Source organism: Phenylobacterium hankyongense, assembly GCF_003254505.1.
Classification (GTDB): Bacteria; Pseudomonadota; Alphaproteobacteria; order Caulobacterales; family Caulobacteraceae; genus Phenylobacterium; species Phenylobacterium hankyongense.
The window spans coordinates 3,509,858-3,523,661 of record NZ_QFYP01000001.1; the positions used below are offsets into that span (position 1 = coordinate 3,509,858).

At 69.8% G+C, this 13,804-nt stretch carries 13 protein-coding genes; 7 read left to right on the forward strand and 6 right to left on the reverse strand.

What is annotated here, in order from left to right; genetic code table 11:
- Window positions 1-171: 171 nt before the first annotated feature.
- The 4 genes from DJ021_RS16855 (at window position 172) to DJ021_RS16870 (ending at window position 4,493) form a co-directional block, all read left to right on the forward strand.
- The gene (locus tag DJ021_RS16855; RefSeq protein WP_111458641.1) at window positions 172-1,968 is read left to right on the forward strand and encodes a tetratricopeptide repeat protein; all 1,797 of its coding nucleotides are present in this window, start codon (window positions 172-174) and stop codon (window positions 1,966-1,968) included.
- Between the two features lie 62 nt (window positions 1,969-2,030).
- On the forward strand, window positions 2,031-2,579 hold the full coding sequence (locus DJ021_RS18760; protein ID WP_133255049.1) for a hypothetical protein: 549 nt from the start codon (window positions 2,031-2,033) through the stop codon (window positions 2,577-2,579).
- Between the two features lie 120 nt (window positions 2,580-2,699).
- Window positions 2,700-3,569, forward strand: coding sequence for an AAA family ATPase (locus tag DJ021_RS16865; RefSeq protein WP_111458643.1), 870 nt, complete (start codon window positions 2,700-2,702; stop codon window positions 3,567-3,569).
- A gap of 93 nt (window positions 3,570-3,662) precedes the next feature.
- Entirely contained in the window at window positions 3,663-4,493 is an 831-nt protein-coding gene (locus DJ021_RS16870) for a hypothetical protein (RefSeq protein ID WP_111458644.1), read from the forward strand.
- Window positions 4,494-4,496: 3 nt separating this feature from the next.
- Here the strand turns inward: DJ021_RS16870 and DJ021_RS16875 are convergent, their stop codons facing one another.
- Window positions 4,497-4,871, reverse strand: coding sequence for a hypothetical protein (locus DJ021_RS16875; protein WP_111458645.1), 375 nt, complete (start codon window positions 4,869-4,871; stop codon window positions 4,497-4,499).
- Window positions 4,872-4,976: 105 nt separating this feature from the next.
- Window positions 4,977-5,789: a universal stress protein gene (locus DJ021_RS16880; protein ID WP_111458646.1), complete on the reverse strand. Its 813-nt coding sequence runs from the start codon at window positions 5,787-5,789 to the stop codon at window positions 4,977-4,979.
- Window positions 5,790-5,951: 162 nt separating this feature from the next.
- Between DJ021_RS16880 and DJ021_RS16885 the strand changes: the two genes are divergently transcribed.
- Together DJ021_RS16885 and DJ021_RS16890 are read left to right on the forward strand one after the other, a co-directional pair.
- The gene (locus tag DJ021_RS16885; protein ID WP_111458647.1) at window positions 5,952-6,545 is read left to right on the forward strand and encodes a YfbR-like 5'-deoxynucleotidase; all 594 of its coding nucleotides are present in this window, start codon (window positions 5,952-5,954) and stop codon (window positions 6,543-6,545) included.
- Between the two features lie 2 nt (window positions 6,546-6,547).
- Window positions 6,548-7,510 (forward strand): NUDIX hydrolase, encoded by a 963-nt coding sequence (locus DJ021_RS16890; protein ID WP_111458648.1) that lies wholly within the window; start codon window positions 6,548-6,550, stop codon window positions 7,508-7,510.
- A 67-nt stretch (window positions 7,511-7,577) separates the two neighbouring features.
- Here DJ021_RS16890 and DJ021_RS16895 read toward each other — a convergent pair whose 3' ends face one another.
- The 3 genes from DJ021_RS16895 to DJ021_RS16905 all read right to left on the reverse strand — a co-directional run bounded on the left by DJ021_RS16895 (window position 7,578) and on the right by DJ021_RS16905 (window position 9,633).
- Window positions 7,578-8,540, reverse strand: coding sequence for a sterol desaturase family protein (locus tag DJ021_RS16895; protein WP_111458649.1), 963 nt, complete (start codon window positions 8,538-8,540; stop codon window positions 7,578-7,580).
- Window positions 8,537-8,938: a hypothetical protein gene (locus tag DJ021_RS16900; protein WP_111458650.1), complete on the reverse strand. Its 402-nt coding sequence runs from the start codon at window positions 8,936-8,938 to the stop codon at window positions 8,537-8,539. The genes DJ021_RS16895 and DJ021_RS16900 overlap by 4 nt, the downstream gene beginning before the upstream one ends.
- 122 nt (window positions 8,939-9,060) lie before the next feature.
- Window positions 9,061-9,633: a porin family protein gene (locus tag DJ021_RS16905; protein ID WP_111458651.1), complete on the reverse strand. Its 573-nt coding sequence runs from the start codon at window positions 9,631-9,633 to the stop codon at window positions 9,061-9,063.
- A gap of 216 nt (window positions 9,634-9,849) precedes the next feature.
- On the opposite strand from DJ021_RS16905, the gene DJ021_RS16910 reads away from it, so the two are divergent.
- Window positions 9,850-10,965, forward strand: coding sequence for a beta-ketoacyl-ACP synthase III (locus tag DJ021_RS16910; protein WP_111458652.1), 1,116 nt, complete (start codon window positions 9,850-9,852; stop codon window positions 10,963-10,965).
- A gap of 141 nt (window positions 10,966-11,106) precedes the next feature.
- Here DJ021_RS16910 and ppdK read toward each other — a convergent pair whose 3' ends face one another.
- Window positions 11,107-13,803 (reverse strand): pyruvate, phosphate dikinase, encoded by a 2,697-nt coding sequence (gene ppdK, locus DJ021_RS16915; RefSeq protein ID WP_111458653.1) that lies wholly within the window; start codon window positions 13,801-13,803, stop codon window positions 11,107-11,109.
- Between the last annotated feature and the right edge of the window lies 1 nt (window position 13,804).

The window sequence follows — 13,804 nt, forward strand, 5'->3', positions numbered from 1 at the left end:
ACCATCATTCCGATTCGACAGACCCATTGTCGCTTTCCGATGGGCCGAGCGCACCTCACGCTTAACGGGCGCCGGTTAACGGGCTCTTGCTAAGCTTGCGCCGCCCTCGGTTTAAGCAAGGGTTAAGCATAATCGGGCGACCAAGGGGTCACATCCCATTGGAGTCGCCTCATGCCGCGTAAGGGCCCGCCGAGCGCCACCTCTAGCCAGGCGCTCGAGACTGCCGCCCTGCCCACCCCCGCGCGCCTGGCGGCCGACACCATGGGCCGCGCCGGCTCCAACGACGCGCTGGCCCGGCTGAACCAGGCCATGGGCGAGCTGAAGGCGCTCGCCGTCGCCCCGATGCTGCAGCGGGCGGTGAACGCGATCCGCGCCGACGAGCCCGGCACCGCCACCGAGTGGGCGATCAAGGCGCTCGAGCAGGACGAGCACAACGGCTTCGGCTGGTACCTGCTGGCCATCGCCCGCGAGCGGGCCGGAGACTTCGCCTCCTCGGTGGCGGCCTATGAATCGGCGCTCAAGCTGCTGCCGGACCACGCCGAGGTGGCCAACGACCTCGGGCGCCTGGCCTTCCGCATGGGGATGCGCGAACAGGCGGAGAAGCTGTTCCGCCACTTCCTGATCCGTCATCCCGATCACCCGGAAGGCGCCAACAACCTCGCCTGCGCGATCCGCGACCAGTCGCGGCTCGAAGAGGCGGTGGAGATCCTCAAGCCCGCCCTGCTGAAGAACCCCGAAGTCGGCATGCTCTGGAACACCATGGGCACCGTGGTGGCCGAACAGGGCGACTTCCCCACCGCGCGGATCTTCTTCGAGGAATGCCTGCGGCTGGAGCCCGGCCTGGCCAAGGCCCGCTACAACCTCGGCAACGCGCTGCTGAACCTCGGCGACCCCGAAGGCGCGCTGGAGGCCTCGAACACCGCGATCGCCGCGGTCACGGCCGAGGACGAGCGGCAGATGATGCGGCTCGCCCGTTCCACCATCCTCATCGCGCTGGGGCGGCTGGGCGACGGCTGGGAGGAGTACGAGGCGCGCTTCCACCCGCAGTTCGCCGAGATCACCCACTTCCTGATCGACCGGCCGCGCTGGACGCCGGGCGCCGACCTGACGGGCAAGTCCCTGCTGGTGGTCGGCGAGCAGGGCCTGGGCGACGAGGTGCTGTTCGCCAACACCCTGCGCGACGTGCTCGACCGGCTGGGCCCCGACGGCCGCCTGACCCTGGCGGTGGAGCCGCGGCTGGTCACCCTCTTCCAGCGCGCTTTCCCGCAGGTGGACGTCGGCGCCCACGCCACCTATCGGCTGGGGACCCGGCCCGCCCGCGCCGCGCCGTTCGTCGAGGACATGGCGGCGATCGACCTGTGGGCGCCGATCGCCTCCCTGCTGCGGGATTTCCGCCGCACCGTCGACGATTTCCCGGTCCGCGAGCCTCTGCTGACCGCCGATCCCGATCGCGTCGCCTACTGGCGCGCGCAGGTCGCGGCCCTGCCCGGCCGCAAGGTCGGCCTGCTCTGGAAGAGCGGCATCAGCAAGGACGCCCGGCACCGCTACTTCGCCAAGTTCGCCGACTGGGCGCCGGTGCTCGCCCAGGCCGGCGTCACCTTCGTCAACCTGCAGTACGGCGACTGCGCCGAGGAGCTGGCCTTCGCCCAGCGCGAGCTGGGGGTCGAGATCTGGCAACCGCCGGGCATCGACCTGAAGCAGGACCTCGACGACGTGACCGCGCTCTGCTGCGCCATGGACCTTGTGGTCGGCTTCTCCAACGCCAGCTTCAACCTCGCCGCGGCCTGCGGCGCGCCGGCCTGGCTGATCACCGTGCCGGGCTCCTGGCCCCGGCTGGGGACCCGCGACCGTTATCCCTGGTATCCGCAGGTGAAGGTGTTCGCACCCGAGGCCTATGGCGACTGGGGACCGGTGATGTCCGAGGTCGCCGACGCACTCGCCGGCTTCGCGGGCGCCGCGGAACACTGAAACCCCTCGGGGATTTGTTCTTCCGTGAGCGCGCCGATCCGGCGCGATGCGAGGAGCCCCCCATGCCCGGCAACTTCGAGAGCGACGACGCCGATTTCGATTCGCAGGATCAGGCCGAGACCTTCGACGAAAGCATGACGGTCGGCGGGGAAGGCGATTCCCCCCTGGCGGACGACTCACCGCTCTCGATCGGCGAGGACATGCGCACCTTCGAGGAGATGCCCGACGTCTATGACGCCACCCGCGCGGAGGGTGATCGTGACGACGAGGAAGCCGTGGCGCTGGACGCCGACGAATTCGACGAGGACGCCATCGACGACGACGACCTGGAGGAGGACGACGAGCTCGACTACCGCGCGGTGACCGAGCAGGACGAGGACGACCTCGACGGCCAGGGCGGCGAGACCGGGTCCGGCCGCTTCAACGAGGACGCCCTCTCGGCCCGCGACATCGACGGGCTCGACGAGGTGGAGGACGCCGACAGCGTGTCCGGCGGCGAGGACGACGTCACCAACTTCCAGGCCCGCAACGTCGGCGACGAGGATCTCAAGCGGATGGGCTATTCCGAGGACCGTGACGGCGAGACCCGCGCCAAGCCGGACGAAGACTAGCGCAACGCCGGCCGCCCGCCTGCGGCGTTCAACGCGCTTGCATGCCGCGCCGCGGCCATTAGTTTGCTCCCAGTTGAAACGATTGTTCGAATGCGGGCCGAGGTCCGCCGGGGAGCCGGAATGAGCCAGCGTTTTGAAGGCACCGACAAGTACGTCGCCACCGAGGACCTGAAGGTCGCGGTGAACGCGGCCATCGCGCTGGAGCGTCCGCTGCTGATCAAGGGCGAGCCCGGAACCGGTAAGACGGTGCTGGCCTACGAGATCGCCGAGGCGCTGGGCGCGCCGCTGATCACCTGGCACATCAAGTCGACCACCAAGGCCATCCAGGGCCTCTACGAGTACGACGCGGTGACCCGCCTGCGCGACAGCCAGCTCGGCGAAGAGCGGGTGAAGGACGTCAAGAACTACATCAAGAAGGGCAAGCTCTGGGAGGCGTTCGAAAGCGAACAGCGCCCGGTGCTGCTGATCGACGAGATCGACAAGGCCGACATCGAGTTCCCGAACGACCTCCTGCAGGAGCTCGATCGGATGGAGTTCTACGTCTACGAGACCAACGAGACGATCAAGGCGGCCGTGCGCCCGATCGTGCTGATCACCTCGAACAACGAGAAGGAGCTGCCGGACGCCTTCCTGCGCCGCTGCTTCTTCCACTACATCCGCTTCCCGGAAGCCGAGACGATGAACGAGATCGTCGAGGTCCACTATCCGGGCATCAAGCAGAAGCTGGTCGCCGAGGCGCTGCGGATCTTCTACGACATGCGCAAGGTGCCGGGCCTGAAGAAGAAGCCCTCCACCTCCGAGCTGCTCGACTGGCTGAAGCTGCTGATGGTCGAGGACATCGACGCCGACTCGCTGCGCGAGAAGGACCCGACCAAGCTGATCCCGCCCCTGCACGGCGCCCTGCTCAAGAACGAGCAGGACGTGCATCTGTTCGAGCGCCTGGCCTTCCTGGCCCGCCGCGAAGGCGCGGGCTCGCGTCCCGGTCAGTGAGGGCGACGGCGTAACCGCGCGTTACGTCGAATTCACTCGATTTTCGAAGGGGTTCCGGCCACCGTTGCAACGAACGGACGGAGCCCCTTTTTCATGAAGTCCCTGCTTTTCAGCGCCGCCTGCGGTCTGTCGCTCGTCGGCGCTGCCGCCTGCGCGCCGCACACGCCGGCCGCCCGCGCCGCGCTCGACTGCCCGGCCACCCAGGGCAAGCTCACCCGCACCGGCATGGGGGCCGATGGAAAGACCTGCGCCTATGTGAGCAGCACCGGCGACGAGGTCTCGCTGCGGCTGATCCCGGTCAGCAACGGCGTGCAGGCCGCGCTTGCCCCGATCGAGCAGGAACTGCAGGCCGAGGTCGGACCGCCCACAACCGCGGACACGGCCTCCGACGACCAGCCTGCCTCGCCCAAGTCGCCGAAGCCGCCCCGCGTCGCCGGCGCCGGGACGGCCGCCGGGCCGGAGCGCACCGCCCGGGAAATCGCCGCCGATGCAGCCAAGGCAGACGCCGAGGCCGACGCTGACGCCGACGGCGGCGCGACCGCCTCAGGCGCCCACCGCCATCACGGCGAAAGCACCCACATCGACCTCCCCGGAGTCCACGTCGACGCCGACGGCGACCGGGAGACCGCCGAGGTCCAGGTCGGCATGATCCATGTGAACGCCGGCGAAAACGGCGCGGTGATCCGGATGTCGCGCGACGTCCGGCTGCGCGGCGAAGCCTTCTCGCCGGAGAAGCGCGGCTTCAGGGCCAGCTACATCCTGGCCCGCGACAACCTGAAGGACGGCTATCGGGCGGTCGGCTACGAGGCCGCCGGCCCGCGCACCGGGCCGATCACCGTCGCGGTGGTGAAGTCGCGCACCGGCGAGCACCACCACCTCTTCAACTCGGTCAAGAAGCTGGTGCGCCGCAACGGCGGCGTCTGAGGCTCAGCCGGTCGGCTGCACCTCGACCACCTTGTAGGTCAGCGGCCGGCCGTCCTCGTCGGTGACGGTGACGTATTCGCCGACCGCGAACCGGTGCGCGCCCAGCCGGTGGACCGGCTCGTCGTCGGCGGCGTCGTCCTCGTCGTAGTCGAAGAACCAGCGCTGGCCGCGACGGCTCAGGCGCCCGTCGATCGGATCCTCGTCGGGCGCGAACCGGCGCACCGTGCAATTGTCCTTGGCCTTGGAGAAGGCCGCCTCGTCCAGATGGCCGTCGTCGGTCAACGGCGCGGTGAGTGCGTAGCCGCGGTGATCGTCGCCGCCGGCGAACTCCGTGCCAGGGTTGCGGGCCAGCCGCATGACGATGCGCGACAGGGACATGTGTTCACCTCTTCACTCGAGAGAGTCGGACGCCCGGGTCCGGCTCGTGGTTCCTTGGATTTTGGACCTGCGCCGGAGTTCCGCGTTCACTTCGGCTGGAAAGCGTCAGTGAGACAAGAACAACGACGGCTGCTCAGAATTCAACAGCGTCCGCGTGGTTCCGCCGAAGATGAATTCCTGCAGCCGCGGATGGCCGAAAGCGCCGGCCACCAGGACGTCGGCCGAGGCCCGGTGAGCGGCCGCGAGCAGCGCCGGGGCGGCGTCGCCGCTGTCCGGCAGGATCTCGATCTCGCTCTTCATGCCGCGGGCGGCGTAGTAGGCCTGCAGGCGGACGGGATCGAAGGTCCTGGAGCTGGCCCTGGGCGCCGCCAGGATCACCACCCGGCGCGCCTTCTCCAGCAGCGGCAGGGCCAGCCGCGCCGCGCGCGAGGCCTCCTTGCCGCCGTCCCAGGCGACGACCGCAGTTCCCCCCACCTTCAGTCCCGCGCGGGCGATCAGCACCGGCCGCTGCTCGTCGGCGAGCATCTGCTGGAAGGCCTCCGCCAGCGGCCCGCGGCCGCGGGCCGGATCGTTGTTGAACACCACCACGTCCGACAGCCGGCTCTCGGCCGACAGCCCCGCCCAGACCGGGGTCTGCAGGGCGATGAACCGCTTCTTCCCGTAGGCGCAGGCCTCCATCGCCGTCCGCGCGCTGGCCTCGCCGGCGGCGGCGGCCTCCTTCAGCGATTCCAGGGCCGTCGTCTGCACGCCGCCCAGGAAGCCCTCGCCCATCCAGGGCATGACGTCGGCGACGTCGGCCGGCGTATAGACCCCGGCCACCTCCGCCCCGAACGGCTCCGCCAGCATGACGGCGGCCGCGACGGCCGCCTGGTCTCCCTGCCCTCCGGACAGGGGCGCCATGATCCGCGCCCAACTCATGCTCAAGCCCTTTCGTTCTTGTGAAGCCTTGGACCCAAGCGCCTATGCCTGCATTGATCTTTCACAGGTCCTGGGCCAGTTCACGACCTTGACTGTGAAAGGAATGCGCGGGTGAGGAAAGGGCTGCGTGGAGCGAAGGCCGAACCGCGCGCCTGGCAGCGCATGCTGTCCGGCCGCCGGCTCGACCTGCTGGACCCCTCGCCGATGGACATCGAGATCGAGGACATCGCCCATGGCCTGGCCCGGGTGGCGCGCTGGAACGGCCAGACGGTGGGCGAGCACGCCTTCTCGGTCGCCCAGCATTCCATCGTCGTCGAGGAGATCGTCGCCCACATCCAGCCGGATGTCGCGCCGCGCTGGCGACTGGCGGCCCTGCTGCACGACGCCTCCGAATACGTCATCGGCGACATGATCTCGCCGTTCAAGGCGGCCCTGGGCGTCGACTACCGCACCTTCGAGGACCGGCTGGAGACGGCGATCCATATCCGCTTCGGCCTGCCGGCCAAGACGCCGGCGGCGATCAAGACGCTGATCAAGCAGGCCGACCGCGCCTGCGCCTTCTTCGAGGCCACCCAGCTGGCGGGCTTCGGCCACGCCGAGGCGCTGGAGATCTTCGACCCGCCGCCGGTCGGCTACAGCCTGCACATCGAGCCCTGGGCGCCGGGCCTCGCCCAGGCCCGTTACGTCCAGCGCTTCCACACCCTCTCCGAGGCCGCCGGCTACGCGCCCGGCCCGTCCGCCTTCGATACGGAGTAGGCATGGCCGCGCCCGTCGTCATCGGCCTGTCCGCAGTGGTGATGGCCATCCGCGACGGCGAGGCCGTGGTGCTGGCCGTGCGCCCGCGCGACGCCGAGCTGCAGGGCCTGCCGTTCGGCCCCTTCAGCCCCGAGGGCCACCGCACCTTCGAGCTGGCGCTGCGGGCCTTCGTCACCGAGCAGACCCGGTTCGACCTCGGCTACGTCGAGCAGCTCTACACCTTCGGCGACAAGGGCCGCGACGCCCCGCTGGCCGACATGGGGGCCGGCGCCGCCCGGGTGATCTCGGTCGGCTACCTGGCGCTGGCGCCGGCGGCGCTCGACAGCCACAGCGCCGATTCCGACTGGCAGCCCTGGTCGCGGTTCTTCCCCTACGAGGACTGGCGCGAGGGCCGGCCGGCGGCGCTGGGGGTCATCGAGCCCGCCCTCAGGTCCTGGGCGGAGGCCGGTGCCGGCGGCGGGTCCCAGCGGCTGGCCCGCGTGCGGCTGTTGTTCGCCCTCGACGAGGCGCCGTGGAACGAGGAGCGCGTGCTGGAGCGCTACGAACTGCTCTACGAGGCGGGCCTGGCGCAGGAGGCGGCGCGCGACCGCGGCGAGTCCCCGGCCGCCCTCGCCCCTGCCCTCGCCGCCGCGCTGGGCGAGCCGATGCTGTCGGACCACCGCCGGATTCTGGCCACCGCCCTCTCCCGCCTGCGGGGCAAGTTGAAGTACCGGCCGGTGGCGTTCGAGCTGATGCCCGAGGCCTTCACCCTCTCGGCGCTGCAACGGGCGGTGGAGGCGATCGCCGGCGTGCCGCTGCACAAACAGAACTTCCGCCGGGCGCTGGAGCGGGCCGACCTGGTGGAGGGCCTGGGCCGGCTGGAGACCGAGACCGGCGGCCGCCCCGCCGAGCTGTTCCGCTTCAGGCGCGAGATCCTTGCCGCGCGCCCGGTGTCGGGTCTGTCGCTGCCGCTGCTTCGGGAGTGATCAACTTCGCTCCTCCCCCGCCTGCGGGGGAGGTGGATCGGCGCGACGCGCCGAGACGGAGGGGGCGTCAGGGCGTCGCGCCTAGGCGCGCCCCCTCCACTGCTTCGCGGTCCCCCTCCCCCGTTTCACTGCGTTGCTCGGGGGAGGAGCAAACGGCCGCCCAGCGCGCCTTGATCATGGCGCTGGTCTCGCGGCTGCCGTCGGGGCTCCAGCCGGGCGGCCCGAACAGGTAGCCGGGCGCGTGCCGGGGCGAGCGGGCGATGTCCTGGGCCATGCCGATCCACTCGTGGAAGGCCACGCGGACGATGTTGAAGGTCCCGAGGTTCTTGACGATCCCGTAGCGGCACGGCTCGGCGTCCAGCTCGGGCTGGAAGGTGCCGAACAGCCGGTCCCAGACGATCAGGATGCCGGCGTAGTTGCGGTCCAGGTAGCGGGGGTTGCGGGCGTGGTGGACGCGGTGGTGCGAGGGCGTGTTGAACACCGCCTCGAACCAGGCCGGCAGCCGGCGGATCGCCTCGGTGTGGATCCAGTACTGGTAGACGAGGCTGATCCCCTTCTCGATCGCCACCATGGCCGGCGGAAACCCCAGCAAAGACAGCGGCAGCCATAGCAGCCAGGTCCCGGCGATCCCGCCGGTCCAGGTCTGCCGCAGCGCCGTCGACAGGTTGTAGTGCTGGGAAGAGTGGTGGTTCACGTGCGCCGCCCACCAGATGCGCCGCTCGTGGCTCAGGCGGTGGAACCAGTAGTAGGTGGCGTCCTCCAGCAGGAACACCGCCAGCCACGCCCAGGCCGCCGTCATCGGGATGTCGAACAGCCGGTGCTGGTAGACCCACAGCGCCGCGGCGAAGCTCGCGCCGCCGGTCAGCACGCCGGCGATCGTCGAGCCCAGCCCCATGCCCAGCGACACCGCCGTGTCCTTCGCCTCGTAGCGGGCGTCGGCCTTGCCGAGGCGGGCGAGCACGATCTCCAGGATGACGGTGAGGATGAAGAACGGGGTCGCCAGCGTGACCGGGTCGAACGCCGCCTTCATGCGGCGAGGTCCTTGGTCAGCTCCGGCGGCGGCCAGCCGGGCAGCGAGATGATCGCCTTGGGCGCGGAAACGTCCGCCAGGTCGATGACGATGCGGCCGTTCCTGAAGCTGGCGGCCAGCGCCTGGCCCCAGGGGATCTGGCGGGCCACGAAGCCGTCGCCCAGCTGACAGAGCACCAGCGCCGCAGCGCCCGACTTGGCGACCGCGCCCTTCCCGTCCACGGCGATCCAGAGACCGTCGAGGGTGCGGCCGGGGAATTCCTCGGCCAGCAGCGCCCGGGCGCGGGCGTCGTCCAGCGGCCTCGCCGGCCGCGCGATCTGCGCCCACGCCGCCAGGCCCACGAGCACGGCGATCGCGGCTCCCGACGCGGCCACCTGGATGAAGAATGCAGCGGCCAAGGTCGCCTCCCTTGCCGGAGGGTGGCCGCGAACCTCCGCTGCGGTCAAGAAAAAGCCCTCCCGGAACCGGGAGGGCTTTCCGCTCGCAACGGCGTCAGCGCGACGCCGTCGGCAAGCTGTCGCTAGAAGCGGCGGGTGTAGGCCACGGCCCACACATCGGCGTGGCCATTGTTGCTGCCGGTGAACTCCTCGCGGGTGTAGTCGGCGCGAACCCCGTTCACAGGGTCGATGTGGTACTGCGCGCCCACGCCGTAGTTCCAGGAATCGCCGGAGGCCGTATCCGAAACCGTGATCGGCGTGGTCCCCGTCGTGGACGCGCTGACCTTGGCCTTGGTGTGGCCGTAGCCGACACGGCCGATCAGGTCGATGTTCGGGGTGACCGGCAGGAAGCCGACGCCGTAGATGGCTTCCTCGTGTTGCAGCTTGACCTTGGTGTCCACGGTGGTCCCGGACACGACGGTGCTCGACTTGTCGGAGGTCACGCCGGCCGCCAGTTCGCCTTCCACGCCGAACCAGTTGTTCACGCGGTAGCCGAGCCGGCCCTGGATGGCCCCGAGGTCTACGCCGCTCGAGTGGGCGTCGGCGTATCCCAGGGTGCCGTAGGCGCCGGGAGCGGCGACGGTCTGGGCTTGGGCGAAGGCGGGGACAAGGGCGGAAAGAGCGGCGACCGAGGCCGCAGCGATGAGAGACTTCATTTTCGTTGTACTCCACTCGAACTGAACAGCTGCCCCCAGCCGTGGTCTGGTTCGGCGTCAAACGCGGCGAGATCGAGTCAGTTCGGTTACCGTCCGACGGCGGAGCGTCAGGTGTGGCCCTGCGGCCACAATGTCCGCCGCCGCCCCGGCCGGCCGTGCTATCAAGGCCGCCCCTTTTGGAGCGCCGGGATACCGGCGCTTTCGGAGCCCCCGCCCTTGCATCACGCCGTGATCGCCGCCACCGGCCTCTACACGCCGCCCGAGACCCTCTCGAACGCCGAGCTGGTGGAAACCTTCAACGCCTATGTGGCGCGCTTCAACGCCGCCAACGCCGAGGCCATCGCGGCCGGCGAGGCCGAGGCGCTGACGCCCTCCTCCGTGGAGTTCATCGAGAAGGCCTCCGGCATCAAGTCGCGCCACGTGATCGACAAGGCCGGCCTGATCGACCCCGAGCTGATGCGCCCGAACATCCCGGAGCGCTCCAACGAACAGCTCTCGGTGCTGGCCGAGATCGCCGTCGAGGCGGCGATGGACGCCCTGGTCCGGTGGGACAAGCCGGCCAGCGAGATCGACGCGGTGATCTGCGCGGCCTCCAACATGCAGCGCGCCTATCCGGCGATGGCCATCGAGGTCCAGCAGGCGCTCGGCATCGAGGGCTTCGCCTTCGACATGAACGTCGCCTGTTCCTCGGCCACCTTCGGGATCAAGACCGCGGCGGACTACATCGCCTCGGGTTCCGCCAAGGCGGTGCTGATGGTCAATCCGGAGATCACCTCCGGCCACCTGAACTTCCGCGACCGCGACAGCCACTTCATCTTCGGCGACGTCGCCACCGCGGTGATCGTCGAGCGCGCCGACCAGGCCACCGGCGGCTGGAACATCCTCGGCACGCGGCTGAAGACGGTGTTCTCCAACAACATCCGCAACAACTTCGGCTTCCTGAACCGCGCCGCGCCGGACGGGATCGACCAGGCGGACAAGCTGTTCGTGCAGGAGGGCCGCAAGGTGTTCCGCGAAGTGGTGCCAATGGTCTCGGAGATGATCGTCGAGCATGCCCGCGACCTCGGCCTCGACCCGACCACCCTCAAGCGCATGTGGCTGCACCAGGCCAACATCAACATGAACGAGCTGATCGGCCGCCGCGTGCTGGGCCGCGAACCCACCCCCGAGGAGAACGTGATCATCCTCGACGAGTACGCCAACACCTCCTCGGCCGGCTCGATCATCGCCTTCCACAAGGCCAACGCCGACTTCGCGCCCGGCGAGACCGGCCTGATCTGCTCGTTCGGCGCCGGCTATTCCGCCGGCACGGTGTTCGTCAGGAAGCGCTGAGGCGCGGGCGCAGGCCACGAGCTTTCGTCATGGCCCGGCTTGTCCGGGCCCACCCAGCCCGCCGCGCTCGCCTCAGCTACGGACGATCGGCATCGAGATGGGTCGCCCGGACAAGCCGGGCGATGACGATGCAGCCCGAGGTCAGCGGTCCTTCTCCCGCTCGCCGATGGCGGCTTGCGCCGCGGCCAGGCGGGCGATCGGCACGCGGTAGGCCGAGCAGCTGACGTAGTCCAGGCCGACGCTCTCGCAGAACTGGATCGAGGCCGGGTCGCCGCCGTGCTCGCCGCAGATGCCCAGTTTGACGTTGGGACGCACGGCGCGGCCGCGCTCGGCGGCCAGGCGGATGAGGTCGCCGACGCCCTCCTGGTCCAGGCTGACGAACGGGTCGCGCTCGAAGATGCCCTTCTCGATGTAGGCGTTCAGGAACCGGCCGGAGTCGTCGCGGCTGATGCCGAAGGTGGTCTGGGTCAGGTCGTTGGTGCCGAAGGAGAAGAACTCGGCGTTCTCCGCCAGGTCGCCGGCGCGGACGCAGGCGCGCGGCAGCTCGACCATGGTGCCGACCTGGTACTGGATCTCGGCCTTGCGCTCGGCGATGACTTCTTTCGCCGTCCGGTCCGTGAGTTGGCGCAGGAACTTCATCTCCTCGCCCTTGGCCACCAGCGGGTGCATGATCTCCGGGATCGGGGCGGGACGGCCGGCTGCGGCCACCTCGCAGGCGGCCTCGATGATCGCCCGCACCTGCATCTCGTAGATCTCCGGATAGGAGACGCCGAGACGGCAGCCGCGGTGGCCCAGCATCGGGTTCACCTCGTGCAGCTCCTGGGCCCGGCGCAGCAGCTTGGCGGCGTCGAGGCCGGTGGCCTCGGCCACCGCGCGCACGTCCTCTTCGCTGTGCGGCAGGAACTCGTGCAGCGGTGGGTCGAGCAGGCGGATGGTGACCGGCAGGCCTTCCATGATGTGGAACAGCTCGACGAAGTCCTGGCGCTGCATCGGCAGGATCTTGGCCAGCGCCTGGCGGCGGCCGGCCTCGTCGTCGGCCAGGATCATCTCGCGCACGGCGGCGATCCGGTCGGGGTCGAAGAACATGTGCTCGGTGCGGCAAAGGCCGATGCCCTCGGCCCCGAACTGCCGCGCCACCTTGGCGTCGAGCGCGGTCTCGGCGTTGGCGCGGACCTTCAGCCGGCGCACGCCGTCGGCCCAGGCCATCAGGGTGGCGAAGTCGCCGGACAGCTCCGGCTCGACCATCTTCACCGCGCCGGACAGCACCTCGCCGGTCGAGCCGTCGATGGTGACGATCTCATAGGCCTTGATGGTGCGGCCGCGGGCGTGGAACTCGCCGGCCTTCATGTCGATGTGGATCTCGCCGGCGCCGGAGACGCAGGGGCGGCCCATGCCGCGGGCGACCACGGCGGCGTGGCTGGTCATGCCGCCGCGGGCGGTGACGATGCCGCGCGCCGCGTCCATGCCGCGGATGTCTTCGGGGCTTGTCTCCTCGCGGACCAGGATCACCGCCTCGCCGGCGCCGCCGAGCTTCTCGGCCTCCTCGGCGGTGAACACCACCTTGCCGGTCGCCGCGCCGGGCGAGGCCGGCAGGCCCGAGGTGATCACCTCGCGCGGGCTCGCCGGATCGATGGTCGGGTGCAGCAGCTGGTCGAGGGAGCTCGGCTCCACCCGCATCACCGCCTCTTCCCGGGTGATCAGGCCCTCGCTGGCGAGGTCCACCGCGACCTTCAGCGCTGCCTTTGCGGTGCGCTTCCCGTTGCGGGTCTGCAGCATGTAGAGCCGGCCTTTTTCGACCGTGAACTCGATGTCCTGCATGTCGCGATAGTGCTTCTCGAGCTTCTCGACGACGGCCTTGAACTGGACGAAGACGTCCGGCAGCGCCTCTTCCATCGAGGGCTGCTTCTCGCCCATCTCCTCGCGGGCGATGCGGGTCAGGGCCTGCGGGGTGCGGATGCCGGCGACCACGTCCTCGCCCTGGGCGTTGATCAGGAATTCGCCGTAGAGGCGGTTTTCGCCGGTCGACGGGTTGCGGGTGAAGGCCACGCCGGTCGCCGAGGTCTCGCCCATGTTGCCGAACACCATCGACTGCACGTTCACCGCCGTGCCCCAGCTTTCCGGGATGTCGTGCATGCGGCGGTAGAACTTCGCCCGGTCGTTCATCCAGCTGGCGAACACCGCGCCGACCGCGCCCCACAGCTGGGCGTTGACCTCCTGCGGGAACGGCTTGCCGAGCTCGCGCTGCACGGCGGCCTTGTAGTCGGCCACCACCGCCTCCCAGTCGTCGGCGCTGAGCGCGGTGTCGATGGTGACGTCCAGCCGGTCCTTATGCTCGTCGAGGATCTCCTCGAACATGTGGTGGTCGAGGTTGAGCACCACGTTGGAATACATCTGGATGAAGCGGCGGTAGCTGTCGAAGGCGAAGCGCCGGTCGCCGGAGAGCTTGGCCAGGCCGTCCACGGTCTCGTCGTTGAGGCCGAGGTTGAGGACGGTGTCCATCATGCCCGGCATCGAGGCCCGCGCGCCGGAGCGCACCGAGACCAGCAGCGGGTTGGCGGGATCGCCGAAGGTCTTGCCGGTCAGCTCCTCGACCCGCTTCAGGCCGACGGCGACCTGCTCCTTGAGGTCGGCCGGGTACTGCCGGTCGTTGGCGTAGTAGTGGACGCAGGCCTCGGTGGTGATGGTGAAGCCGGGGGGCACCGGCAGGCCGAGCGAGGACATCTCCGCCAGGTTGGCGCCCTTGCCGCCCAGCAGGTTCTTCATCGAAGCGTCGCCGTCCGCGCCCCCGCCGCCGAAGGCATAGACCCAACGCGTCTTCACCATCGTGTCGGCAACCATG